Annotated in this window: 22 protein-coding genes and 1 pseudogene; 13 read left to right on the plus strand and 10 right to left on the minus strand. The window is 41.5% G+C overall.

Annotation, left to right across the window (positions count from 1 at the left end):
* Nucleotides 1–268: 268 nt before the first annotated feature.
* Nucleotides 269–499, plus strand: coding sequence for a type II toxin-antitoxin system HicB family antitoxin (locus tag V7K40_RS17455; RefSeq protein WP_334961773.1), 231 nt, complete (start codon nucleotides 269–271; stop codon nucleotides 497–499).
* Nucleotides 500–540: 41 nt separating this feature from the next.
* Here the strand turns inward: V7K40_RS17455 and V7K40_RS17460 are convergent, their stop codons facing one another.
* The 4 genes from V7K40_RS17460 to V7K40_RS17475 form a co-directional block, all read right to left on the minus strand.
* On the minus strand, nucleotides 541–1,158 hold the full coding sequence (locus V7K40_RS17460) for a Uma2 family endonuclease (protein WP_334961775.1): 618 nt from the start codon (nucleotides 1,156–1,158) through the stop codon (nucleotides 541–543).
* 185 nt (nucleotides 1,159–1,343) lie between these two features.
* Nucleotides 1,344–3,146 (minus strand): ABC transporter ATP-binding protein, encoded by a 1,803-nt coding sequence (locus tag V7K40_RS17465; RefSeq protein ID WP_334961929.1) that lies wholly within the window; start codon nucleotides 3,144–3,146, stop codon nucleotides 1,344–1,346.
* 241 nt (nucleotides 3,147–3,387) lie between these two features.
* Nucleotides 3,388–4,518: an aldo/keto reductase gene (locus tag V7K40_RS17470; RefSeq protein ID WP_334961777.1), complete on the minus strand. Its 1,131-nt coding sequence runs from the start codon at nucleotides 4,516–4,518 to the stop codon at nucleotides 3,388–3,390.
* 98 nt (nucleotides 4,519–4,616) lie between these two features.
* The gene (locus V7K40_RS17475) at nucleotides 4,617–5,114 is read right to left on the minus strand and encodes a bifunctional nuclease family protein (protein WP_273768592.1); all 498 of its coding nucleotides are present in this window, start codon (nucleotides 5,112–5,114) and stop codon (nucleotides 4,617–4,619) included.
* A 340-nt stretch (nucleotides 5,115–5,454) separates the two neighbouring features.
* Between V7K40_RS17475 and V7K40_RS17480 the strand changes: the two genes are divergently transcribed.
* Nucleotides 5,455–6,135: a riboflavin synthase gene (locus V7K40_RS17480; protein ID WP_334961779.1), complete on the plus strand. Its 681-nt coding sequence runs from the start codon at nucleotides 5,455–5,457 to the stop codon at nucleotides 6,133–6,135.
* Between the two features lie 69 nt (nucleotides 6,136–6,204).
* Here the strand turns inward: V7K40_RS17480 and V7K40_RS17485 are convergent, their stop codons facing one another.
* Both V7K40_RS17485 and V7K40_RS17490 read right to left on the minus strand, forming a co-directional pair.
* Nucleotides 6,205–7,761, minus strand: a complete 1,557-nt coding sequence (locus V7K40_RS17485; RefSeq protein ID WP_334961781.1) for a M23 family metallopeptidase — start codon at nucleotides 7,759–7,761, stop codon at nucleotides 6,205–6,207.
* A 106-nt stretch (nucleotides 7,762–7,867) separates the two neighbouring features.
* Nucleotides 7,868–8,671, minus strand: coding sequence for a biotin--[acetyl-CoA-carboxylase] ligase (locus V7K40_RS17490; RefSeq protein WP_334961783.1), 804 nt, complete (start codon nucleotides 8,669–8,671; stop codon nucleotides 7,868–7,870).
* Nucleotides 8,672–8,748: 77 nt separating this feature from the next.
* Here V7K40_RS17490 and pgeF point away from each other — a divergent pair, with 77 nt between their 5' ends.
* Nucleotides 8,749–9,522 carry a peptidoglycan editing factor PgeF gene (gene pgeF, locus V7K40_RS17495; RefSeq protein WP_334961785.1) on the plus strand — a complete coding sequence of 258 codons (774 nt, stop codon included), beginning with the start codon at nucleotides 8,749–8,751 and terminating at the stop codon, nucleotides 9,520–9,522.
* A 208-nt stretch (nucleotides 9,523–9,730) separates the two neighbouring features.
* Here the strand turns inward: pgeF and V7K40_RS17500 are convergent, their stop codons facing one another.
* Complete coding sequence (locus V7K40_RS17500; RefSeq protein WP_334961787.1) at nucleotides 9,731–11,206, minus strand: glycosyltransferase family 87 protein; 1,476 nt, start codon at nucleotides 11,204–11,206, stop codon at nucleotides 9,731–9,733.
* A 428-nt stretch (nucleotides 11,207–11,634) separates the two neighbouring features.
* Complete coding sequence (gene csaB / locus V7K40_RS17505) at nucleotides 11,635–12,678, minus strand: polysaccharide pyruvyl transferase CsaB (RefSeq protein WP_334961789.1); 1,044 nt, start codon at nucleotides 12,676–12,678, stop codon at nucleotides 11,635–11,637.
* A 218-nt stretch (nucleotides 12,679–12,896) separates the two neighbouring features.
* Between csaB and V7K40_RS17510 the strand changes: the two genes are divergently transcribed.
* From V7K40_RS17510 to V7K40_RS17525, 4 genes are all read left to right on the plus strand, one after another.
* Nucleotides 12,897–13,232, plus strand: coding sequence for a DUF2499 domain-containing protein (locus V7K40_RS17510; protein WP_334961792.1), 336 nt, complete (start codon nucleotides 12,897–12,899; stop codon nucleotides 13,230–13,232).
* The gene (locus V7K40_RS17515; protein ID WP_334961794.1) at nucleotides 13,229–13,528 is read left to right on the plus strand and encodes a DUF3593 domain-containing protein; all 300 of its coding nucleotides are present in this window, start codon (nucleotides 13,229–13,231) and stop codon (nucleotides 13,526–13,528) included. Before V7K40_RS17510 ends, V7K40_RS17515 begins: the two co-directional genes overlap by 4 nt.
* Before the next feature lie 54 nt (nucleotides 13,529–13,582).
* Nucleotides 13,583–14,356 (plus strand): 1-(5-phosphoribosyl)-5-[(5-phosphoribosylamino)methylideneamino]imidazole-4-carboxamide isomerase, encoded by a 774-nt coding sequence (gene hisA / locus V7K40_RS17520; protein ID WP_334961796.1) that lies wholly within the window; start codon nucleotides 13,583–13,585, stop codon nucleotides 14,354–14,356.
* Nucleotides 14,357–14,602: 246 nt separating this feature from the next.
* On the plus strand, nucleotides 14,603–15,094 hold the full coding sequence (locus V7K40_RS17525; protein ID WP_334961798.1) for a Uma2 family endonuclease: 492 nt from the start codon (nucleotides 14,603–14,605) through the stop codon (nucleotides 15,092–15,094).
* 587 nt (nucleotides 15,095–15,681) lie between these two features.
* Here the strand turns inward: V7K40_RS17525 and V7K40_RS17530 are convergent.
* Entirely contained in the window at nucleotides 15,682–16,761 is a 1,080-nt protein-coding gene (locus V7K40_RS17530) for a hypothetical protein (protein ID WP_334961800.1), read from the minus strand.
* A 58-nt stretch (nucleotides 16,762–16,819) separates the two neighbouring features.
* Nucleotides 16,820–17,803, minus strand: coding sequence for a hypothetical protein (locus V7K40_RS17535; protein WP_334961802.1), 984 nt, complete (start codon nucleotides 17,801–17,803; stop codon nucleotides 16,820–16,822).
* A gap of 600 nt (nucleotides 17,804–18,403) precedes the next feature.
* On the opposite strand from V7K40_RS17535, the gene V7K40_RS17540 reads away from it, so the two are divergent.
* The 6 genes and pseudogenes from V7K40_RS17540 (at nucleotide 18,404) to V7K40_RS17565 (ending at nucleotide 24,462) form a co-directional block, all read left to right on the plus strand.
* Nucleotides 18,404–19,156 (plus strand): response regulator transcription factor, encoded by a 753-nt coding sequence (locus V7K40_RS17540; RefSeq protein WP_298917235.1) that lies wholly within the window; start codon nucleotides 18,404–18,406, stop codon nucleotides 19,154–19,156.
* A 53-nt stretch (nucleotides 19,157–19,209) separates the two neighbouring features.
* Entirely contained in the window at nucleotides 19,210–20,529 is a 1,320-nt protein-coding gene (locus tag V7K40_RS17545) for an ATP-binding protein (RefSeq protein ID WP_334961805.1), read from the plus strand.
* A gap of 28 nt (nucleotides 20,530–20,557) precedes the next feature.
* Nucleotides 20,558–21,226, plus strand: coding sequence for a phosphate signaling complex protein PhoU (gene phoU / locus V7K40_RS17550; protein WP_334961807.1), 669 nt, complete (start codon nucleotides 20,558–20,560; stop codon nucleotides 21,224–21,226).
* A gap of 394 nt (nucleotides 21,227–21,620) precedes the next feature.
* A pseudogene (locus tag V7K40_RS17555) lies at nucleotides 21,621–21,794 on the plus strand (helix-turn-helix domain-containing protein); the annotation flags it as partial.
* Nucleotides 21,795–21,920: 126 nt separating this feature from the next.
* Nucleotides 21,921–23,549: an iron uptake porin gene (locus V7K40_RS17560; RefSeq protein WP_334961809.1), complete on the plus strand. Its 1,629-nt coding sequence runs from the start codon at nucleotides 21,921–21,923 to the stop codon at nucleotides 23,547–23,549.
* 655 nt (nucleotides 23,550–24,204) lie between these two features.
* A complete protein-coding gene (locus tag V7K40_RS17565) occupies nucleotides 24,205–24,462 on the plus strand; it encodes a transposase (RefSeq protein ID WP_334961811.1) in 258 nt (85 codons plus the stop codon).
* Nucleotides 24,463–24,472 lie beyond the last annotated feature (10 nt).

Consider the following 24,472-nt stretch of genomic DNA (forward strand, 5'->3'; position numbering starts at 1 on the left):
GCAGCTTGAGGCTGCTACTAGTATAAATATACTAATATAATTTAGAGTAAAAAATAATTCTTATTCTCTAGTCGTGGATGATACCTTAACTTTTATTGTTACTAACCCTATTTGATAGGTAGGAGAGTTTACGAAATATCCACTATCTGCTTTCGATAAGCAAAGTAGTCGCTCAATTAAATCAGATGATCACCTTAGTCAGTAAAGATGAATTAGGCAATCGCCTTATCAACTTTATAGGCAACAATAATTATATGGCGTAGGAATAATGAACGATCGCTACAGTATGGTAATTCAATGGTCAGACGAGGATAATTGCTACTTGCTACACTTACCGGAATTCCCTTGGCAGCAATTCCACACTCATGGTAAGACTTATGAAGAAGCCGCTAAACATGGAGAGGAAGTGATTGAGTCTCTGATTGAATGGTATAAAGAGCAAGGAAAAACTTTGCCAGAGCCAATTACTTTTCCTCAGAAATCGTTAAAAGTGGCTTAAATCTTTTTAAGATACTCTGCACAAGTAAAGCGATCGCTACCCTACCCCAATCCCTCAACATCAGCACTTTCCCCTTCCGACTCAACAGGCTCAAACTTAACTTTGTTGTATAAATCCTGTAGGGAAATCTCAAAGGGTACGGTTACAAGTGCGATCGCTTCATCTTCTTCATCATATTCACGAAGCGTCCATTGCTTTTTTCCAGTTTTAGAAAATTGATCTACATGAATCCGAGTTTGGTCAATTAATAAATATTCTTGGAAAGTAGAAATTGTTCGGTAAGCCTGAAATTTATCTTCGCGGTCATAGCCTTTGGTCGATTTTGATAAAACCTCGACAATGATCTGTGGGTTCAAAATTATATCCCTTCGGTTGTTAAAAAACTCTGGTTCACCAGCTATAATCATCACATCTGGATACATATAGGTACGCTTTTGGGGTATCCACAGACGAAGATCACCAGTGAAAACTTCGTAATCTTGCTGGCGAAACGCAAAATTTAAGGCAGCATTTAGATTCAGCGAGATTCGATTGTGGTTTGCTGTTCCACCCGCCATAGGAATTATTTGTCCGTCAATATATTCACTTTTGTAGTCAGCAGCTTCTTCTAACTCTAAATATTCCTCTGGAGTATAGTATCGCTGTTGTGTTATTTGCATGGTTTTATCGGGTAGCAATGTTTAACGATACGAAGCATCTAGGCACTAAAGAGATTTTACCCATGCTTACCGAACAGTTTAACGTGGTTGGATAGAGGTGTTATGTACTTTGTAAAAAGTGAGCGTAGGCGCAGCCCGCCGTAGGCATCGCTATCTAAATTCACAAAGTCCGTTAACTCTTTTTCCTATTGATAACCGGCTGCTTGTAAGAGAAATAACTTGGCATAACGTCCTCCTAGCTGTAACAAATCTTCGTGAGTTCCTTGTTCTATAACTTCCCCGTTTTCTATTACTAAGATTTTGTCAGCCATCCGTACCGTTGAGAAGCGATGGGAAATCAAAAGTACCATCTGATTTTGAGTAATAGCGCGAAAATGATTGAAAATCTCAAACTCAGCTTGGGCATCTATTGCTGATGTTGGTTCATCTAACACCAAGATATCTGCTTGCGATCGCATAAAAGCACGAGACAGGGCAATTTTTTGCCACTGTCCCCCAGAAAGTTCCTGTCCTTCCTTAAACCAACGACCAAGCTGAGTTTGGAAGCTTTGGGGTAATTGCTCAATAAAAGATTGGGCCATGCCTTTTTGGGCAGCAGTTTGCCAGCGAGTTTTGTTTTCGAGATGTTCTACATCACCTACGCCAATATTCTCACCCACACTAAACTGGTAGCGGACAAAGTTCTGAAAAATCACACTAATGCGACGCTGCAACACATCCACATCCCATTCCTGCAAATCCAAGCCATCTAAGAAAATTCGCCCAGAGTCTGGCGTGTAGAGTCGGGTAAGCAGTTTAATTAAGGTAGTCTTGCCAGAACCGTTTTCACCTACAATTGCCAGTTTCTCTCTGGGTTTCAAATGCAGCGAAATGTTTCTCAAGGCTGGCTTGGAACTTCCTGGATAAGTAAATGATACGTTCTCAAAACGGATACCATCTTGGGAATCTAAACCAATGGTTGCCTTACCCCAAGACCTTGGTACTTCTTCTTCCAGGAAATCATAGAGATTTGATAGATATAGGTTGTCTTCATACATCCCTCCAATAGAAGTGAGGGCATTGGAGAAAGTAGATTGTCCTTGGCGAAACACAGTGAGATACATTGTCATATCTCCCAAGGAAATCTTACCTAGCACTGTTTCCAGCACAATCCAAGCATAAGCTAGGTAAAAAGCACCAGTACTGATTAAACTCAGCAAATACCCCCACAGTCCTCGCCGCAGAGTCAAATTGCGGTCTTCGTCATAGAGTTGATCAAATAGGTCGCGGTAACGTCCTAGCAGCATCTCTCCTAGCTGGTAGAGTTTGACTTCTGTGACAAAATCTTCCCTCGCTAGGAGACTTTCTAAGTAGTGCTGTTGACGAGTTTCTGGCGCACGCCAACTAAACAAGCGAAAGGCTTCCCCAGCAAATTTAGTTTCCGTAATAAATACAGGCATGGCTGCCAAAATCAGTACCAGCACTGCCCAAACTGAGAAATTTACTAGTAAAATCCCGTAGGTGATCAGGGAAAGGGCGCTTTGTACCAACCCAAAGGTGCGGCTTACTAGGGAAAGGGGACGAACTGATGCTTCTCGTCGGGCATTGGTCAATTTATCATAAAATTCTGAGTCTTCAAACTGCCTAAGATCCAGTGTCAGCGCCTTTTCTAAAATCAGTACATTCACCCGCTGACCCATTAGCGCCCGCAATAACGACTGACAAATAGTGAGTCCTCGCTGACTGCCTGCTAGTAAAATTACAGCGATCGCTTCTAATCCTACATAAAATAGCGAGGGATAAATATTGACAAAACCATTGTGTGAGTTAACTTGAGATGCAAATACCACTGCATCAACAATTAATTTACTGATGTAGGATATCGCCCCTGGTAAAAGACCAGCAACTATTGTTAAACTTGCCAGAAGAATAGTAAGCGATCGGCTAGTAGTCCATACTAAGCTTACAGCCCGTCCACTGTAGCGGAAAACCGTCAGTGATTGGCGCAGGACATTTCTTTTTTTTTAATTTTCATCTTTTTTTGGACGAGATACCCCAGGTGCAGCGGATCTTCCTGACTTTATTTAATCTTTATTAATTTTACATTTTTATCGGCTGTGATGCTGTGATAGCCGCAAAATATAAAAAGAGAGGCTTTAAAATCTTACTCTCCAACGCTACAAGGGTTGGAGTTGGGGGTTAGGTCTATATTCCATCCAATTAAGAATCGCTATAGAAATTAGAAGAGTGTCAATCCCACAATCTCCTACCTGCTTTCCCACTTAATTTTTGGTGAGCATCTTCCAACAAAGCTGGAATATCTAACTTTTCTGGACACCGAGGCAAACAGTCACCGCATTCTGTACAGCGGTTGGCTTTCATTCCAGGGAACCAGTGACCAGCATTTTCAAACATTCCGTAACGATATTGTCCATAGTCTTTCATGTCGTATGCTACTGCAAGATTACGTAACCGTAACACCTCTGGAATATTGATATTTTCTGGACAGGGTAAACAAGCATAACACTGGCTGCACTTATCAGTTTGCAAAGCAACTTTTTGGTGATTTTCTAATTTCTGGAAAGCAGAAATTTCTGCTGATGTTAACTCTCCATCATAGTCAGCTATTCGCAAAGGTTGCCTTAATTCATTTGGGTTTGCTGGCCCGATACTTAAAGTAGTAATACGGTTATCTCCAAGTAAAAAACGATAACTTAGCTCTAAGGGTGAATACGGCTGACACAAGTCTGTTAGGGTTTGGGGTGGCGTATAGAGGCGTCCTCCCTTGTCAGCAGGGGAAATTATAAAAATGCCCATGTCCTTTTCGGCAGCTAGCTGAATCGCTGGTGCGTGCCGTTGAAAAAAATAGTAATAATGCAGATAGACAAATTCAAAAAAATCTGTATTGATTGCTGCCTGAATTAGCTCTAATGGCCCGTGGGTGGAAAAACCAACGTGTCGGACTCGACCATCAGCGATAGCTTCCTCTACGGCTTGCATACAGCCATTTTTGGCTAGTACCCACTCCAAATGTTGCCAAGTGTTCAAACCATGAACACCTAAGCAATCTAAATAATCTAGCTGTAATCGTTCTAGGGATTCATTGATGTACCGACGCATGGAATCAGCATCTGCTGTGGCTGGGATTTTGGTAGTGACGTGAAGCCTCGTTCGGGGTACTGACAACCCAGCTTTTAGCGCCCTACCAAGATACTCCTCACTTTTGCCGTAACCTTTGGCGGTTTCTAGATGATTAATTCCTAGCGCTAAGGCTTGTTCGATAGTCTGGTGAGCATTTTCAAAAGAAGCCAGGTAGCGCATTGTTCCCAGAGAAAAAACCGAGAGGCGCAGATTCGTTTTCCCAAAGCGTCGGTATTGCATCTTTAACAAAGTTAGGAGCCATTCAATTTTAGATTTTAGATTTTAGATTTTAGATTTTTCCTTCAATCTAAAATCCAAAATTCAAAATCTAAAATTTCCTAGCTGTCGCCATTACCAAAGCGCTTGATCAAATCTTCAGGACGGAGATTGGAAATAAATTCACGGAAGGCTTGCTGTTCGGCTTCATCTGCATCGCGATCAACAGGGATAGAAGCATCGGCAATAACTTCTTCCATTACCCATATGGGGGTATTTGTACGCAGGGCAATGGCGATCGCATCACTAGGACGCGCGTCAATTTCTTTTTTAACATCGCCTTGCTGAACAATTAAAGCCGCATAGAATGTATCCTTTTGCAGGGAATGAATAATCACCTTTTCTAGAGTCATGTTCCAGGTCTCTAGAAGATTCACAATCAAGTCGTGGGTTAAGGGTCTGGGAGGCTTCTGATTCTCCAATGCACCCATAATTGCCCTAGCCTGTTCCTGACCGATGTAAATTGGCAAAGCCCGCCGATCTGAAGAATCTTTCAAAAGGACAATCGGGCTGCGGGTTATGGCATCTAATGCTATGCCAGCGACTTTCATTTCAATCATTGGCTAAGCCTCTACAATCCTTTGAGAGCCTTGGATGCTGTGTAACAAATAGTACCCTTTTTTGGGCAGTTTGGCGAGAGTAATAAACATAAGCATTCGTTCTCTATAATTGCTTCTATTAAACTCCGAACTTGTGGTGAAAACCAGAGTAAGTCAAATTGGTCTTCTTAGACAATAACCTTCTTACCCAAGTATGCCTCGTGAAGGATGTTAATGTGTTAATATTCCTAGATGAAAAAAAGTCAGAAAATATACTTGGATGTTCTAGATTTCTGTGACAATTACCAATTGACTTCAGGCACAATTAGGCAATAAATAGAGTTAGTTTGACAAAAAAGCCGTGTTTACAGGATTAATCCAGGCATTAGGAACGATGGAACCCTTAGGGGGTGATTCTTGGCAAATTACTTGTGTAAGCCAACCGGGCGAAGTAATTATCCAAGATTTGGCTTATGGTGACAGTGTTGCAGTAGATGGCGTTTGCCTAACAGTAGAAAAAGTTTTAAACGACGGGTTTATCGCCACGGCTTCACCAGAAACGTTACGTCGCACGACGTTGGGAGGTAAGCAAACGCAACAGAAATATGTCAATTTAGAAGCGTCGCTAAAGGTGGGCAGCAAAATTGGCGGTCATTTTGTGATGGGTCATGTAGACGGCATAGGTCGATTGCTAGTGGCAGAACAAACGGCTAGTTCTTGGGAAATGACCTTTATTGCGTCCCAGGCGATCGCCCGGTACATTGTCCCTAAAGGTAGCATTGCTGTCAATGGCATCAGCCTCACAGTAGCCTCATATGAGCCAGAACTCTCCCAATTCAAGGTGGCAGTAATTCCCCTCACCTATGCCGAGACAAATCTTCGCTATTTGGTTCCTGACAGTTTGGTGAATCTAGAAGGGGATATTCTCGGCAAATACGTGGAAAAATTCTTTTCCTCTGGCAACCCACACACCACAGCCCCTGATGAAACTAGTATAGATGGCATTACACCCGCATTCTTAGCAGAACACGGGTATCTCTGAATTTTAGATTTTAGATTTTAGATTTTGGATTTTGGATTTTAAATTAATCCAAAATCCAAAATTTCCAATCTAGCTGCCTGGTTGTTGGCTTACCTGGGCGGTTTGCAAACCTCGGACTAACTGGCTGAGGGCGGACTGTAATTGCACGCCTGGGTCAGTCGCAATCCACCCATCTTGTGTTAGATGGCGAACTTCAAAGTGCAGGTGAGGGCCTGTGGAGTTCCCGGTGCTGCCAACTCGCCCGATCACAGTTCCAGGTTGTACCCACTGACCAGGTTGAACAAGGATCTCTGACATGTGACCGTAGAGAGTTTGTTCAGCGGATTTGTGATTTAGGATAACGGTTAAACCATAACCACCCACCCAGTTAGCAGTATCCACTTGACCAGCAGCTGCTGCCAAAACTGGTGTTCCCATAGGCGCACCCAAATCTGTACCAGCATGGAAGCGTTGATTACCTGTGATTGGATGAATTCGCCAACCAAACAAAGAAGTAATCGGAGCGGGAATAGACAATGGATACATCATTCCCGTACCACTATAAGCAACTACCCCAGTGTAGGGGATTTGCGGTAATACTGATGCTAGCGAGAAGTCGTAAGCTACGGTGCTGGGGCGGGGTGCAATGTTGCCATCTGCCATTGGTGGAGGTAAAGTCCCGCCACTCGGTGCGATGGGAGTTGCACTCACTGTTGTGGGGCTGAACTCGCTGGGATTCGGGATAAACCGATTAGGACGAAATGCGCTCTTGGTGACACCACTAGAACCATTTTGAGTAGGACGCCATCTACTGGTGTTGCCAGTAGTTGCAATCTGTCGCACGGGTGGAACTACTGCTAATTGGGCATTTTGACTTCTTCTAAGCCAATTAGGTGCTGGTTTACCATTAGAATCAGCTACACTCCTCTGGGGTATTTTGGCACAAACGCCGCCTAATACACTTTGCCCTGACGGCAAAATGGCTCGACAACCACTGGCGCGTTCTGTGAGGATTACGGAATTTGGTGCTTGATAAATACCTGTGGCACCACTGTCATAACTATTAGGATCAATATAGGCGTTATTATAATCCTTGGTTTTCTCCGCCGTTGCACTGACAGTGCTGTTCGAGTTATTTGCTGGTTGAGCAACTTCTCTTAGTTTTTCAGGTAAAGAACGGGCAGGGGTATTGGGTTTTTCCAGTCTCACCCTTGCAGGAATAACCTGGGGGGTTTCTACCTTGGGTTTTGACTGTCTGATAATTACAACAGGTTGGGCAGCTTCAATTTTGGGTGTAGACTGCCTAACTGGCTCTTTTGATTGAGCAACCTTTGGCTTATGTAATCTCTGGCTGAGTCTAGCTCGTCGTTGAGAAAATTCAGGTTGCGCTTGAGCAGCTTCCGGTGCTACAGCCTGTTTTTTAACTGGATTTGTAACTGCTGTTGGTTGGGAACTTTCAACAGTGGGAACGATATTGTCTACTTGTGTTTCCGTTTGGGCAAACACGAAGCCGCCGCTGAGGAGGCTGACGCTACTCAGCCAACAAAGGCTCTGAGCTGGTAGCGTTGAGGCAAAACGTTTTTTCGTTAGACCTTGCTGCCATAAGTAATGCAAACGATGATGGGCAGAATTATTGCGCTGCGTCATTTGTATCTCTCAGTTGTGTGTAATTAGCCTAAAGAGATGATGCTAGTGGTTTGTCTTGCCCAAAGAGCGAAATTTTGAACAAACCTCAAATTTAAACGGAAGATTTTTAGTACCCCAAACTGATTGTACCGGGTTGAATATAAATTTCCGGTGTAATTAGTTCCTTTGTATCATCTGTTTCTAAATAAACTCGTAAATTTCCTTGAGGAGTCACCCCAACTACAGTACCTGAAAGATTATTGACGTACACTTTATCACCCATGTTTATAAGCAAATCTAGATAGCGAGACAAGAGTATGCTTACTCCTTCTTGACAAAGGCACTCCATACCGGATTCTATTCCCAGTAAGACTGTACAGGTTAGCATTTCCAAACAAGAAATTGGTCTGAAATCTTGGGAAGCTTGCCATGATTCCAGATTGATTCCAGTTTCCGGTACTGGGTTTGTCCAATTAATACCAACACCAATTACTGCTTGGGTGATTTGTCCTTTGTTTACTTTGGTTTCTGTCAAAATGCCGCCTAGTTTGCGACCATTTAAAACTAAATCATTGGGCCATTTTATCCCAACATCTACACCGCATTGGCGTAATTGAGACGCAATTCCCCAAGCACTAGCAAAAGTTAGCTGGTAGCTGTCAGTAGCCTCTATTTTGTAGTCGAAAGAAATTGCTACCGAAACATATAATCCCCCAACCGGAGAAATCCACTGGCGTCCCCATTGTCCCCGCCCAGCAGATTGCACAGTTGCAATTACTACTGTTCCTGAAATAGCCCCTTGGTTGAGCAAGTTCCAGAGAGTTTGGTTAGTTGAGGAGACACTTTCAAAAAAGTGAAGAGAAAATGGTAAATATGTATACTTACGCCCTGCTTTCAAGGCTGCTTCCAAGTTTTGCAGATTAAATCCCACAGCAGTTAAGCCAAATTCCGTTGTTCAAGTTAGCATTGATTGGCTGATGAGTGATTTCTGTTTAGGTTTGGTTGAAGATGCACACTTGGTACTGGCGCAATTGGGAAGGACTGCCCTATTTAACTTGTAGTATTCTGGAACATTGGCATCACGGCTTCTTTACCCAGCAGTTTTGGCCGCGATCGCCACAAGTTATCACAGAAATATTGCAACCAGCGGCATCAGTCTATCGCTTAAAGCAGGTTCATGGCAATACTGTTCTCACTCCCCAAGAAGTTGAGAGCTTCTTAAGCACTGTTGGGGAGGATTTAGCATCAGCGGATGGTTTAATTAGTGAGCAGCCTCTACAAGCAGTCTGGGTAGCTAGTGCAGATTGTACACCCGTACTGATTGGGGATGTGGTAACTGGACAGGTGGCAGCATTACACGCAGGCTGGCGGGGAACTGCCAAAAAAATTGTTCCCTTGGCGATCGCTCGACTAAAATCTCAAGGCAGCAAACTCGATGATTTGAGAATTGCGATGGGCCCGGCGATCGCTGGTGAGGTTTATCAAGTCTCTATCGAAGTAGCTGCCGAAATTGGGGCTAGCATTATACCACATGAAGACGAACAAAAAATTATAACTGCATTACATGAGCTACCAAATTCACCCTTGCTGGAAGATCCCAATCCTGGAAAGGTAAAGCTGGATGTCCGGCGAGTGAATACCTTACAACTGGAAAATTTGGGGATTAGTGCAGAACAAGTTGCGATCGCACCTTATTGTACTTTTCAAACTCCAGAACATTTCTTTTCTTACCGCCGGGAGAAAGAGAAAAAAGTTCAGTGGTCAGGAATTGTCAGCGCCTAAAGGCAAAATTGATTTTAAATTGTAGTATCAAGATGATTCCTGGTGTTTTAAATTGACGTGAGTTCGACAAACCTCTCCCTGTTTTGAACGTTAGTTCAAACCTTTCCCTCTCGCCCGTCGGAGAGGGAAAGGTCTTGCGTAGTAAAACCTCTTAGAGGTTTTTTATTCGACTAATAAGGCGAACACTATATGACCAGTCGAACTCATGTTAAATTGACACCCGATTCAAAGGTTCAAATTTCAGAACCTGTTTTTGACGAAGCGAACTAATTGCTAAGACTAAAATACTTAGGGTAATTCCTAAAATGGCATAACTTGGTAGAGCGAAGATAGTTACCTTCATAATGTATGGCAATTCTCCTGCTTTCACGTTCCAGCGCTTTGCTAAAGAGCCGATGAGCCAGCCATGAATAACTGCTGTTTGCACTGCTAGACAGCAAATCCCTGCTAACCAAACAGACATTCTTCTTTTAGAGAATGTGCAATGTCTGATCTGATACAGCAAATCATTTAGCAAAAAAACCACAGCAGGTATTAACATCACAGAACTAGTTTCCTGTGAATAGTTGATGCCAATACTCAAGCAAGAAACTATTACCATTTCTGCTAAGTAGATTTTTTTTGACCAGGCTGTGAAAGATTGTTGTAGATACCAATACCAACCTGCCAAACCAAGGAGGATCAAAACAATTATATCTGACAAAAGCTTGGCAAAGAATGGGTTATTAGGGAATAATCTTGGGCCCACAACCATCAAATCGAGGCGACTAATCGAAATATAAGGACTAACTGATGGGTCATTTTGCCAGAGTGAAAATCCCCGAGCTGCATCCAACAGGAATTGTGTCAAAGAATTGCCCGTTAAGGCTAGACCTAAAAATACTAGAGAAGTGACTGTGACAACAGATACAAAAACTAAAGAAAATCTTCTTTTAAGTAGAAAATAAAGAATGAATAATGCAGCTAATGTTGGTTTACAAAGGGCAAGTCCCAAGCAAATTCCTGCTAAAATATCCTGATGTTTTCTAGCCAAGATAAACATCCATAAAATTAGAACTGCAATGAAAATAGCAATATTACCAACTTGAAAATCGCGAACTAAGCCATAAATCAAGGCAACCGAGATTGTGCAAATAGTTCTCAAAGCTGGCGACTTCGACTCTAAGAGGATATTCGCTCCCCATAAGGCCAAACCGATTGCGAATATATGCATCACAATCGAGATTTTAAATGCAGTATTGATTGAAAAATAACCGAGAAACCAGATCAGAGGAATAATATTAGGTGGATAGACAAACGGTGGAATAAAGCCACACACCTTAGTTATGGTACAAAAAGTTTGGTTAAAAATCTCGACATTAAAGGGACTCAAATGTTGATGAGCCAATTTACTCGCCACATAATACCACTGAAAATCCCATAAGGGTGGATGTGGTTGGTTTAGGAAATAAACTAGCCAACCTGTATAACAGAGAAATCTTATAACGACTAATACAACAGCTGCTTGGACGAGTAAGTTAACAATTGGTTGACGAAAAAATTGTATCAACCGTTGGCTCACAGAAGATTTTAAGAATAAAGAATTTTTCCAAGCTGCCTTTTCACCATCTAATCGCCAATTATTTTTGAGAACTAAAGCAACTACAATTACTATAATTAGGTTCCAAAAGCCAAAGCTGATCATCTGAATAATCTCAATAATTATTTTTATATTTCGGAAATAATATCGCTGAAATCAATTTTTCTAACAGATACTTAAGTAATTCTATAATCACTTTATAAAATTTTGACAATTACTTCCTAGTAATTTCATAATCACTTCACAAAATCTTGACAATTACTCCCTTCCCGCCATAAGATTACCGACAAGACGCCTCTTTCCACGCCACTTGCTTCCAGGTCGGGTACCTTCCGTACTCCTACGGAGAAGCAAGCTAACAAGAGCGTCTTTGTCTCTTGCGCGTCGCGTTGGCGCAGCCTCTCGTTGAGAAGTTGTAGGGTGTGTTATGGCTTCCACAGGGCATTATTTCAGGTTTTCGGTGCGTTAGGCTACACCATCTTCTAATTATTTGCGCTTACTTACTTAAACGAAGTTTTATATTTTTTTTAGTCTTAATTATTAAATAAAGCTTGGCTCAATAACTCGCGGTGCATTAATGCTCTATCTACCAAAGATTGTATTTGCTCAGGTGATAACGGATCACCGTTAGCGTAATGCTCCATCCAAGTCAGACTAATCAAATTGGGGTCTTCGGGTAAACTGGCTAAATCCCACCCAGGCATTTCCAAGTCTTCCATAAGACGATTTACCTTAGGGTCATAACTGAGAGCAAAACAGCGACAACCAACAGATGCAGCCATAATCAAGCTGTGGAGACGCATCCCAATTGCCATCTCGACACCGCGAAACACACCTTTCAAAAGTTGCGGATCTTCCAGACACAAAATTTTGCTGACATCTTTAAGTTGGGGTTGAATAGCTTCGGCAATACTTAAATCTTCACTTTTTTGAAACGGCAGTAGTAAAATAAAAGCCTGCGTGGCTTTTTGAAAATCCACCAAAGCACGAGTCAAGTTTGCTAGGCGTGTTTGAGTCAGTTGGGGATGCGATCGCAATGTTAGAGCAACTCTTGGCGCAGGTAAATCCCAAAGTCCTGGAACTGGTTTAGATTCCAACGCCCAAACTGGGTCAGGAGCTATAATACAAGGAATTTGCCAATCAGATAATAAAGCAGCACTGGCGCGATCGCGGACACTAACTTTGGTACAATTACCAAAGGTTTGCCGTGCCAACCAACGAGTTTGCGGACGCACTAATGGGCCAATACCCTGCGCCCAAGCAACAGTTTTCAAACCCATTTTCTGCGCCAATGCCATCAGTCCCCCATAATAAAATGGGCTGATGGTACTGGTAACATCCTGAATGAGACTTCCGCCGCCCCAAATCAAGGCATCGCAGGAGCGTAAAGCTTGCACTACAGGTAAGGGAGCCATGCGATTGTAGGTTTCTACATTGTAGCGATCACGTGTTTCCTCTGGATTACCCGAAAGCACCACAGGCGTAACATCAGGTGGTAACATTTGCAAAAGCGTTGCCAACAAAGCTTCGTCACCACCATTACCTTTACCGTAATATCCAGACAATAACGCCCGCATCTTGACCATTTTGGATTTTAAATTTTAGATTATCAGCTTTTTTCTAAAGAGTTGATGGCATGTCTACCATCCTGCCAACGAAAGATGAATTTTCTTGTGGGAAGATCAAGTTATGGAAAAACAAGAAAATTCCTGACTCCTGTACAGACGCGATTAATCGCGTCTCCTAACTCCTGTACAGACGCGATTAATCGCGTCTCCTAACTCCTAACTTTCTTATGCACGCTCTATCGATTCCCACCTGGATTATTCATGTTTCTAGCGTTATTGAGTGGATTGTCGCCATTTGGTTAATTTGGACTTATGGCGAACTCACTGGTAATCGCAATTGGTGGGGCTTATCCCTTGCCATGTTACCAGCTTTAGTCAGCGCCATGTGTGCCTGTACCTGGCATTATTTTGATAACGCCGAATCTTTAGAATGGCTGGTAACGCTGCAAGCTACCATGACATTAGTTGGTAATTTTACGCTTTGGGCAGCGGCGTTTTTGATTTGGCGTTCTACCAAATCTCCTGACACTCTTGAACCAAAACCTATCAAATCAGAGCAATGATTTCTAAAGAAACCCTATTTGCGCTTTCACTGTTTCCCTACTTGGGTTTCTTGTGGTTTATCAGCCGCAGTCCGCAAATGCCGCGTTTGGCGCTATATGGATTTTACGGCACTCTCGTCTTTGTTGGCATTACCATCCCGGCGGGGATTTATGCTGTATTGCATTATGGCAAGTCTTTGGCCAATGTAGATTGGTTGCACGGCAGTGCAGAACTATTTTTGACCCTTTCTAACATCTTGCTTGTGCTAGGTTTTGGGCAAGCTGTAAGGCAATTAAAAATGAAAAATGAAAAATAGTAAGTTTAGCTATAGCTAGCAGTTTGATTGCATTGAGTTATGAGGAACAAGTAAATGGATGTAATTCCAGCGATTGATTTACTAGAAGGTCAGTGTGTGCGACTGTATCAGGGAGACTACGATCGCTCGCAAGTTTTTAGCGAAAATCCTGCTGATGTTGCCAAACAGTGGGTAGATCAAGGTGCTACTAGATTACACATAGTTGATTTAGATGGTGCTAAGGCAGGTAAAGTAGTAAACCTGGGGGCAATAGAAGCGATCGCTCATGCGGTGTCAGTACCCATTGAAATTGGTGGAGGATTGCGCGATCGCACCAGCGTGCAACAATTATTCAATCTAGGCGTACAGTGGGCAATTCTTGGAACCATCGCTGTAGAACAATCTCAGCTAGTGCAACAACTCTGTGAAGAGTTTCCTGGACAGATTATTATTGGCATTGATGCGCGTAACGGTAGAGTAGCAACTCACGGTTGGTTAGAAACCTCGGAAGTTTTAGCAACCCAACTGGCTGTACAAATGCAAGAATTGGGCGCAGCTGCCATCATTTACACAGATATCCACCGGGATGGTACACTCACAGGCCCCAATTTTGAAGCTTTGCAAGAACTTGCAGCGGTAATTTCCATCCCGATAATTGCTTCTGGCGGGGTAAGTTCTGTCACCAATTTGTTGAGTTTATTGGCGTTAGAACCTCAAGGTGTGACTGGCGTGATTGTCGGACGTGCCTTGTATACTGGGGATATTTTACTCAAAGAAGCATTACGAGCGATCGGCCCTGGGCGGATTCAGGATATTCCACCCAATCTAGGTTTTTCTACTTTTGCTTGACATTTTCTGTGTATTTGGTGATATCCACACACTGACTCGAAGTATCGAGTCCAGTGGTGGCTTTCTTAACCAGTCTGGGTATTTGTTTTAGCTAAACACTGAAGGGTACGGAGGATGAAATGGTTGTGACACTGCAACTGCGCTAGATCGACGTTCAACCAGGGCAGTGTTTGAAGCAATTCTAGAGAAACTTGGAGACATCGCGCCGCACGAGTTGCTTACTATCAAGGCGTATTAGAGATTTGGATGCCTTCACCAGAACATGAAGTTGATAAAGAATTAATCGGCGACATGGTTAAAATCCTGCTTGATGAGTTAGAACTTGACTGGGAATCTTACAGCTCGACAACATTTAAGCGATCGCAAATGGCAGCAGGTATAGAACCGGATACCTGTTTTTATATCCAAAATGCTCGCCAAATGATCGGCAAGCGACGGTTAGATTTGTCAGTTGATCCACCACCAAATTTAGCAATTGAAATCGATGTTACCTCAAAGACCCAGCTTAGTGCTTATCTAGCGTTGGGTGTACCTGAACTTTGGTGTTACGGAGATGGCAAGTTACAAGTTTTTATTTTAAATCAAGCAAAATACGTTGAGATGAAAACTAGTCCCACATTTGAAAATTTACCTGTGATTGAGAGAATATTGCAGTTTTTGCAATTCAGCTTGACACAAGGATCTAGTACAGCGCGACGAGCATTTGGGCAGTGGGTACGTGAAGCATTAGCGCAGTAATATTAAGTTTGATTAAATACTGACAAATGTAGGTTGGGTAGAACGAAATTTTTGGTAATGATCCTCAAGAACGTATTTGTGATTGATAGCATCCTCACCACATAGACGAGTTTCTATTGTCTTTCCTAGTGGGAAACCTAAATACTTAGGTGTTAAGGATTAAGCCGTATGGTCAGTATTCCCGATCATCTTACATTACTTATTTTATCCAGCTACCAAGCGATCGCTGACTCATATATTAAGATTTGTATTTATCCTGTTAAAACTGAAGGTTCCCACAGGAGTAACATTATCTACTAACTTTTTTTGATTAAACTCAAATTTTGTGTGATATATTTCTGTAATCTCCAATACCTGTGGTGTAGATAATATTGTCCTAAATTTAAAAATTTAGTCTTATGTCTACTCAAGAACCAAATTCCAACCAAGCATTTAAGCAAACACAGGCTACCGTAACAAAGAAAAAGAAACCACAACCTCCTTCAGACATCAAAAAACCAAATAAAACCGAATAAAAAGCGTTATAGTTCCTTGTAGAAACTTAATTTAATTTAAGTCTCTACAATTTTTATCAAAAATAAATCAGCTTATTTGTTTTTCGCTTGAGTCTTCGCTTGTTCTAAAGCTATTTCTTTGATTGCCTGATATGAATTAACATTTGAAGTACCTTCAATAGCTTTAACTGCCAAATCCTGAACTTGTTTGAGGGCAGATTCAAGTTGTTTAGAAAGATTTTGAATTCGAGTCTCTTGATTAGTAATAGTTTGTTCTAGAGATTGCAGTCTTTGTTCATAGAAACGCTTTTGCCCTTCCACTTCCTTAGAATATAAATCTGATTTTACTTTAGCTTGGTAGTGGGCAATGCCTCTACCTTCTTCTGTAGCTTTTTTTATAGCTGCTTCTTTGTCTTTCGGAAAAGCCTCTACCTTGGCTTTTAATTCTTCAAATTGTTTCTCTCTCTCAGAAATTGCTTTCTCCCGTTCAGCCCACTGTTTTTCTGTTACTTGTAGTAATTCTTCCAGTTGCTTATATAGTGCTTTCTGCTGTTGTTCGTATTCGTCACTTTGCAATTGTCGCTGGAGTTCTAAATTATATTTATACTCTGATGCATCGCGTTGTCGAGTTTTATTCGAGTTTTCATTCTGTTCTTTTATCGCCCGTTGCTGTTCCTCTTGTTCTTTTCCCCAAGTATTTCTTTGCTCTAGTATTTCTTGGAATAACACTTCATAACGCTGGCTATATTCTTCCTGATAAGCTTTAGTATTATCTTCATAAGCTTGGATGAGAGTATCCAATATATCATCAGAAATTTCTAAATTGTGCAACTGTGCTAATTGTTGGATTTCCTCTTCTAAAGTTCGCCTGATTTCTTCTAATTTAGAGGCTTTTATAGTTAGCTGTTCGGATAATTCATTAGCAGCACTGCCAAAACCTAATTGAATCTTCGCCAAGCTTTCAATTGTATTTTTCATCTTTTGTTGGACACTAGAAAGCTGATTAATAGCTATTTTTTGTTCTAATTTAGGCTGTTCTTTAGTTCCAGACTGGTTTTCTTTCGCAACTTTATCAAACTCTGATTTCAGCGCTGCTTTTTCTTTAATTAACTCCTCATATGCCTGAAGAATTTCTACTTTAGTATTCTTATCAGTCGGTTTTTTTACCACCACAATAAACCTCCTCTTCAGGAATTAAAAATGATTAAGATGCTACACTACAGACTTATAACTATTTAGAATTAGAATTACTAAAAGCCCTCATAGCTAAGTCTTGTGCTTGTTTTAATGCAGTTTGCAATTGAGCAGAAATACTTTCTATTTGCTCTGACTGTTTCTTAATTGTTTCTTCCAGAGATAGAATTTTTTGTTCATAACTCTGTTTGTTAGATTCCCATTCTTTTTCAAATAAATCAGCTTCAATTTTAGCTTTTTGGCTTATTTCTTTAATTGCCTCTTCCCTAGCTTTCTTAACGGCTTCTTCTAGCTCGTTAGGAAATGTAGCTACTTTTTGTTGATAGTCTCCAAAGAGTGGTTGGCGTTCAGCGAATATCTTTTCTCGTTCTGCCCAATCTTTCTCTTTTTTTTGAGAATTTTCTTGTATTTCCCTTTGTTGTTGGCGTTTTATCGCTTCGTAGCTGTCTGTATTGAGTTTACGAGTAGTTTCTAACTTATACTGAGATTCTTCTTCTTCTTGCTGGCGATCTTTAGCTAATAAATCATTATATGCTTGAAGCTTTTCTTCATACTCTGCTTGTTCTTTTTGCCATTCTTTCCGCCTGATTGTAATTTCTTTTTCTAGTGCTTCCCTTTTACTAATAGTATCTTGTTCTAGGGTTTTTAATTTTTCTTGGTGTTCTTGACTTAAAATGTCTAGAGTATCCGCTACAACTCTGATTTGTTGAAGCTCTTGTAGGCGTTGAGTTTCAATTTCTATAGCTCGGTTTAATTCATCTAACTTAGAGTTTTCCTGAGCTAGTTTTTCAGATAATGCGTTGAGAATACTACCAAACTCCAATTGTAAATCAGCTAAACCTTTGACAATACTATCAACTGTATATGCAGAAGCTACTTGCAAAATTTCTTGACTTTTTGCCTTATCTGCTTCCTCTTGTTTGGTTGCTATTTTAGATTCCAGCTTTTTTCTTTGAATAATAATTTGTTGAAATGCTTGCATTAGCTGTTGTTTGGTGTCCTTGACTCCAATTGTAGTCATCTTCCAACTCCCTTCAATAGCAATGATTTATCGGGTAGCAAGCCATACTCAATGACTACCCTATGCAGACATCAGGGTAGCCTTTGAATAAACATTTTTAACCCAGTGGAAATACTGAAATAACCAACATCAGACACTTAGGTGGGGTAGGAATTTTCCACGCGTGTGTCTTTCTGTTTTTCAGGTATATAGCGTTTCTCAGTTGAGCCTAATAAAAACCTAACAAGAACAGCCCCTTCGCTATAAGGCAAGGGGAGTAAGATTCAAAGCTTCTCTCCTTTAAGTAGAGAGGTTGGAGTGTATTCCATACAAACGAGAAGCACTATAAGCTTTCACCAAGAGATATAGTATTTTTGTACTACAACAAATATACCTAACCTAATCTGCTCTTGTCAAGATAACCAAAGTCCTTAATTAAAAGCTATTAGAAGCTTGCAGCCACAGTGATTATGATTTAGGAGGGTGCTGTGGTATATATTACTTTTTGTAAAGAAAATCTAAAAGAATAAACCCTAGTAGAAGCACGGTTGCACTAAAGCGAGATAATAGATTAAATCATTCTAATTGATACAAGCACAGTCCCCGACTTTTGTGATATCAATGTATACCAGTGAATCGACCAAATATTCTGCCACAACGGACATTGGACAAACCAGCCGTATTCTAGTAGTAGAAGATGAAGAATTAATCCAGGAAATGCTAGCTGTAGCCCTGGAAGAGGAAGGTTATCGGGTGATAACTGCCCCCGATGGGCGGTCTGCTATAGAGTATCTCAAAAGTTTTGAAACCAATTCAGGGGAACTTCCCTTTGATCTGATCATTCTTGATTTGATGCTGCCTCAAATCAATGGGCTAGATATTTGCCGTTTGCTACGTCATCAAGGAAACCCAGTACCTATTTTAATCCTCAGTGCTAAGGGTAGTGAAACTGACCGTGTTCTGGGGTTAGAGGTGGGAGCAGATGACTACCTGACCAAACCCTTTAGTATGCGCGAGTTAGTGGCTCGTTGTCGCGCTTTACTCCGCCGCCAACGTCTAAGTAATTTACCACAACTACCAGTATTAAAATTCAAGGATGTCACCTTGAATCCCCAAGAATGTCGCGTGCTGGTTCGTGGTCAAGAGGTGAATCTTTCTCCCAAAGAGTTCCGCCTGCTGGAACTGTTTATGAGTTATGCCCGTAGGGTATGGTCACGGGAACAATTGCTCGACCAGGTTTGGGGGCCAGATTTCGTCGGCGATAGTAAAACCGTAGACGTTCACATTCGGTGGTTGCGCGAAAAATTAGAGCAAGACCCCAGTCATCCGGAATATATTGTGACTGTCCGAGGTTTTGGCTATAGGTTTGGATAATTAGTTTGGATAGTTGTTAGTTTTTAGTAGTCACCAAGAAACTAACAACTCAAATGCTTTTATTGGGATTTTTTCTGGGTTTAGCGGTAGGCATTGGGTTTTGGGTTTGGCAACAGGTTCAACTTAACCGCTACCTGGGGCGCTTACTCCGACCGTTAACCTCGCATTCTGACAAGATGGGACTGCTGCTATTTCCTGCGTTGCGGCAGAAAATAGCGATGGTGAAACAGCAGCGGCAAGATTTGCAGCAGTCGTTGCAAACTTACCAAGACCTACTAGATTTTGCACCAGTGGGATATTTGCAGGTGGATGAAGAAAATCAACTGCTATGGTGCAATCAGCAGGCACAGGAAATTTTGTATCTGCAAAGGTGGCAACCAGAACAGGTGCGCTTGTTACTAGAGTTGGTAAGGTCTTACGAACTTGACCATTTAATTGAGCAAACTCGTGATCGGCAAAAACCACAGACGCGAGAATGGATATTTCATCCATCTTGTGATGATGCGGCAGAGATGGCAACAATAAAATCTCTGGCTTTGCGGGCGTCTAGCTTGCCTTTACCCAATGGACAAGTGGGAGTCTTTTTAGAAAATCGTCAACCCCTATTAGATATAAATCAAATACGCGATCGCTCTTTTTCTGATCTAGCACACGAACTCAGAACGCCGCTAACATCGATTCGCTTGGTTGTAGAAACGCTACAAACCCGCTTGGAACCACCTTTAGATCGCTGGGTTAACCGCCTAATGCAAGAAGTTGATCGGCTGATTAACTTAGTGCAAAGCTGGTTAGAACTTACCCAAATGGAAGCAAACCCAAATATGCAATTGCAAGCCAAAGCTGTAGAATTGCGATCGCTAATTGCATCTGTTTGGGAAACACTAGAACCCTTGGCAGGGCGCCAACATTTGTCTCTTGCTTATTCTGGCCTAGAAAATCTTTGGATTAAGGCAGATGAAGCCCGTATTTACCAGGTTTTTCTCAACTTGCTAGACAATAGCATTAAGTACAGTCCTCCTGGTACAAGTATTCACGTTGAAACAAAAATCTTATCAACAAAGGATAATGATTGGGCTTCCCCAATCCTGGAAATAAATCTGATCGATTCTGGAGTCGGGTTTTCTGAGGCAGATTTACCCCACGTTTTTGAGCGATTTTATCGAGGAGATAAATCGCGAACCCATTTCCCCCAAGATAGTAACTCCATAGGGGCGATCGTTGGCAATGGTTTAGGTTTAGCGATCGTTGAGCAAATTCTTCTCGCCCACGGTGGTTCAATCAAAGCTATGAACCATCCAGAAACTGGCGGTGCGTGGATGCAACTCCAATTTCATGAAGTTATGGCAAACTCCTTAAGCCAAGACTATAGTTAATAATATCTTCACGTTTGAGACAACAAGTGTGAAAGCTGTCGATTATACTCCCAATCCTCAAAGACCCCAACTCGCACGCGCCATTAGGCGCTTAGAACGGGATGTATTACGCATGGGTGCTTTGGTAGAACAATCATTTCGCCTCAGCCACCAAGCGTTATTTGCTCGTAACTTAACAGCAGCTGAGGAACTTCCCCGATTAGATAAAAAGATTGATCGTTTTTATAGACAAATAGAATCAGAGTGTACGGCGATTATGACGCTGCAAGCGCCTACAGCACAAGATTTGCGCTGCTTGAGTGCCTTTATGCAGTTGGTGCGAGACTTAGAGCGCATTGGCGATTATGCTAAGGATTTAGCTGAGATTGCGATTAAAATTTTTCCTTATGCGCCTCATACGTGTTTGCCAGACATTGAAACTATGTCCCTTCACGCGCAGGCGATGCTAGCAACTAGCTTGAAGGCTTTGGGAGATTTTGACGAGGCTGGTGGACGCCGTTTAAAGCACCTAGATGATACTGTAGATGATGCCTACGATCACGTTTATCAGACTTTAGCTCAACAACGCGATGTGCCAGGGGTAGTCGAGCCAATTGTGCTGCTGGCACTGGCAATTCGTTGTCTGGAACGCATGGCAGATCATGCCACTAATATTGGTCAAAGGGTAGCATATATTGTCACCGGTCAACGCTCTTAATTGACGTGCTGCCCAGATCCCCGACTTCTTCAAGAAGTCGGGGATCTAAATCCAGCGATTTAGTAAGCGCCATTTCACCCGATATCTTCATAATTATTTGCGCCTACATACTTACTCAGTCTTCAGAAAATACCAAATTATTAAAAATAAGTTAATTAAATATTTTACTAAAAGCTTACCTTTTCTTAAACTTGCACAATTAAAGTAACAGATAAATAACTGAAAAATTCTGGTCTATCTCACTGATAGATACCTTAAACCAGAAGTTGTTGCCATGAAAAGATTTGGAGTTAGTCCTTAGCTTTGATTGAGAAGAATACACTTTCAGATATACAGGTAAATTTTGATTCAAATCATTAGAGTTTCTTAATCATTGTAAATAGCGAGATACCCTGATAATAATGTTACCCATCAAGATATTGCTGAAGTGTTAAATACCATACGAGTAACAGTTACCCGACTCATACAACAGTTGCAGGAAGAAGAAACAGTTTTACGTCACAAACGCTGCATTATTTTGCGCTTACCAAATAAATTAATTGAAAATTATAGTTCAGCACTATATTAAATGACTTGTATTTATCACATTATAAAGGTATAATCCTGACTGTGATTGTGTGTAAAATTCCTGAAAGTAAAGTGTTATAAGCATTTTACGATGATTGGATTAGTAGGTGTGAGTGAGCTAAAAAACATGACAAAACGATTCTGGAATCTTTTTAAGGTTAGTCCGGTTATTGTCGCTGCTACATTTTTCCTTGCAAATAGTGCTTTAGCCGCTGAAGTTAACGAACAGGTAACAAATGTTGCCCAGTTATCTGAAGCTGAAGATAACAGCATGAGTCAGGTAACATCAGTTTCGCAATTTTCGGATGTGCAGCCCACAGATTGGGCATTCCAAGCTTTACAATCCCTAGTTGAGCGCTACGGCTGTATTGCAGGTTATCCCAACGGTACCTATCGTGGGAACCGGGCTATGACCCGTTATGAATTTGCCGCAGGTTTGAATGCCTGTTTAGATCGGGTTAACGAACTGATTGCTACAGCTACTGCCGATTTGGTCAGTAAACAAGACCTGGCTACTTTACAGCGCTTACAAGAAGAATATTCTGCTGAACTAGCAACTCTGCGCGGTCGTGTAGATGGACTAGAAGCTCGCACTTCTGAGTTGGAAGCCAATCAGTTCTCCACTACTACCAAGTTGGTTGGAGAAGCAATTTTCGCCGTGTCTGATCTTTTTGGTGACAATAGAGCAGTTCCTGGTGGTGCTCCGATTCAAGACTTGGATTCTAACACCACTTTTAGTGACCGCGTTCGTTTGAACTTGTTGAGCAGTTTCACTGGTAAAGACCAGTTGCAAATTCGTTTGAATGCTAATAACACCATCTCTAATGCTGGTGTAAGCGGTACTAACATGACCCGCTTGGGCTTTGACGGTAATAACAACAACTCTGTTGTAATCGATAAAATCAATTATGCTTTCAACTTTAATAATGCAGTGCGTATCAAAGTTGATGCTACTAATGCTGAGTTATACGAAAACGTTAATACCTTCAACCCTGACTTTGCTAGCTCTGCTAGAGGTGCTCTCTCCCGCTATGGACGTTTCAGCCCGATATATCGTCAAGGTCAAGGTGGCGCTGGTTTGACTGTTACCTTCAATCCTAATGGCCCTATCAGCTTGACTGGTGCTTATATAGCTAGGACTGCTAATGACCCTACCGTTAATAATGGGTTGTTGGATGGTGATAACGCCATCTTTGGTCAGTTATCTTTCCAACCGACCAAAGCTTTTAATATTGGTCTAACCTATGCCCACACTTATCAAGGTGATACTGTTGTCAACAACCTTTTCCAAGGTACAGGTAGTACTTTTGCCAACAATCCCTTTGGGGCTAACACTCGTACCGAATCTAACAACTACGGTGTAGAAGCTACATTCCAACTTAGCTCTGCGTTGGCTATTAGTGGTTGGGGAGGTTATACAACTACTGATGCTCAGACTGGTGTTAATGCGGGTGCAGATGCAGATATTTGGTACTGGGCTGGATCGCTTGCTTTGAGAGACTTTGGTGGAAAAGGCAACGTCTTAGGTGTGATTTTTGGTCAACCACCCAGAGTTACTGGTGGCAGCATAAAAAATGTCGCCGCCAATGTTAACTTAGATGACGATACATCTTATCACTTAGAGGGTCTTTACAAGTACAAGGTTTCCGATAATATTCAAGTCACTCCTGGCTTGTTGGTAATCTTCAATCCAGAGCATAACGATGCTAACGACACTGAATACGTAGGCACTCTACGTACTACCTTCACCTTCTAAAATTGGTGATGGTAAACAAAGTTTAGAATTAGATAAACAAAAGCCCACTTTAAAGTGGGCTTTTGTTTATTACTCATAGTAATTGATAAGAGTCTAAAATGCAGTTATACCAATTCGTTAGAGCATTTGTAATCGCTCTTTGCTACTAGCTTCTGCGGCATATTTAACAGCTTTTTCCAATTCTTCTCGACTCTGTTTAATCTCAACTTGCAATTTGAGACCCATCACACTTGTACCAAATACACCCTTGTTAATAATTTAGCGCAGCTTCATACAGAAATATAATAACTAGCTAATATCAGCTTAATATCAATATGATAAATATTTAATATAAGTGAGTCGGCGCAAAAAAACCAAACTATGTAAAGATAAGTAAATACAAAAATGGATCTACCGAGGTGACTAAGATATGGGCGCGTAGTTTTTGGGTGTTTTTGACTCGCGATCAAGATAAAACTCTATTAAACCGATGAATCAGGCTTCTGTATGTAGAGTTAGCTAAGTTATACTTACTACCAACAATGAAAGCAAAAGTGCTTAGAGCAGACACGTCGTGGTCGCAGATTAAGTATTATTGGACTTCTTCAACCTTTGATCAGCTTTGTTTACGGTTTGGTTATTGGGGGCGTTAATCTCAAATCGTATATCCAGATAGATGGAACAAGAAGCGGCTGATGCAGAAAAGCTTAGACGTACCAGAGTAATAGTACAGGATAACGGCCCAATACACCGATGTCAGGAAGTTCAAAAGTTATGGTCAAAGTGGGAAACTCAGGGTTTATACATCTTCTTTCTACCTAAATATTGCTCTAAGATAAATCCAATTGAACTGGAGTGGCAGCATCTCAAAAAAAGCGAATTAGCAGGGAAAATGTTTGATGATGAGTACCACCATTGCCTATACGGTAATTGATGGTGTTCAA

It is taken from the genome of Nostoc sp. (assembly GCF_036917195.1).
Taxonomy (GTDB): domain Bacteria; phylum Cyanobacteriota; class Cyanobacteriia; order Cyanobacteriales; family Nostocaceae; genus Nostoc.

What these genes read in the sequence shown, in the direction of transcription:
- V7K40_RS17455 (WP_334961773.1), top strand. Translation starts at nt 269, where the DNA reads ATGAACGATCGCTACAGTATGGTAATTCAATGGTCAGACGAGGATAAT.
- V7K40_RS17460 (WP_334961775.1), bottom strand. Translation starts at nt 1,158, where the DNA reads ATGCAAATAACACAACAGCGATACTATACTCCAGAGGAATATTTAGAG.
- V7K40_RS17470 (WP_334961777.1), bottom strand. Translation starts at nt 4,518, where the DNA reads ATGCAATACCGACGCTTTGGGAAAACGAATCTGCGCCTCTCGGTTTTT.
- V7K40_RS17475 (WP_273768592.1), bottom strand. Translation starts at nt 5,114, where the DNA reads ATGATTGAAATGAAAGTCGCTGGCATAGCATTAGATGCCATAACCCGC.
- V7K40_RS17485 (WP_334961781.1), bottom strand. Translation starts at nt 7,761, where the DNA reads ATGACGCAGCGCAATAATTCTGCCCATCATCGTTTGCATTACTTATGG.
- pgeF (WP_334961785.1), top strand. Translation starts at nt 8,749, where the DNA reads ATGCACACTTGGTACTGGCGCAATTGGGAAGGACTGCCCTATTTAACT.
- V7K40_RS17500 (WP_334961787.1), bottom strand. Translation starts at nt 11,206, where the DNA reads ATGATCAGCTTTGGCTTTTGGAACCTAATTATAGTAATTGTAGTTGCT.
- csaB (WP_334961789.1), bottom strand. Translation starts at nt 12,678, where the DNA reads ATGCGGGCGTTATTGTCTGGATATTACGGTAAAGGTAATGGTGGTGAC.
- V7K40_RS17510 (WP_334961792.1), top strand. Translation starts at nt 12,897, where the DNA reads ATGCACGCTCTATCGATTCCCACCTGGATTATTCATGTTTCTAGCGTT.
- V7K40_RS17515 (WP_334961794.1), top strand. Translation starts at nt 13,229, where the DNA reads ATGATTTCTAAAGAAACCCTATTTGCGCTTTCACTGTTTCCCTACTTG.
- hisA (WP_334961796.1), top strand. Translation starts at nt 13,583, where the DNA reads ATGGATGTAATTCCAGCGATTGATTTACTAGAAGGTCAGTGTGTGCGA.
- V7K40_RS17525 (WP_334961798.1), top strand. Translation starts at nt 14,603, where the DNA reads ATGCCTTCACCAGAACATGAAGTTGATAAAGAATTAATCGGCGACATG.
- V7K40_RS17535 (WP_334961802.1), bottom strand. Translation starts at nt 17,803, where the DNA reads ATGACTACAATTGGAGTCAAGGACACCAAACAACAGCTAATGCAAGCA.
- V7K40_RS17540 (WP_298917235.1), top strand. Translation starts at nt 18,404, where the DNA reads ATGTATACCAGTGAATCGACCAAATATTCTGCCACAACGGACATTGGA.
- V7K40_RS17545 (WP_334961805.1), top strand. Translation starts at nt 19,210, where the DNA reads ATGCTTTTATTGGGATTTTTTCTGGGTTTAGCGGTAGGCATTGGGTTT.
- V7K40_RS17560 (WP_334961809.1), top strand. Translation starts at nt 21,921, where the DNA reads ATGACAAAACGATTCTGGAATCTTTTTAAGGTTAGTCCGGTTATTGTC.
- V7K40_RS17565 (WP_334961811.1), top strand. Translation starts at nt 24,205, where the DNA reads ATGGAACAAGAAGCGGCTGATGCAGAAAAGCTTAGACGTACCAGAGTA.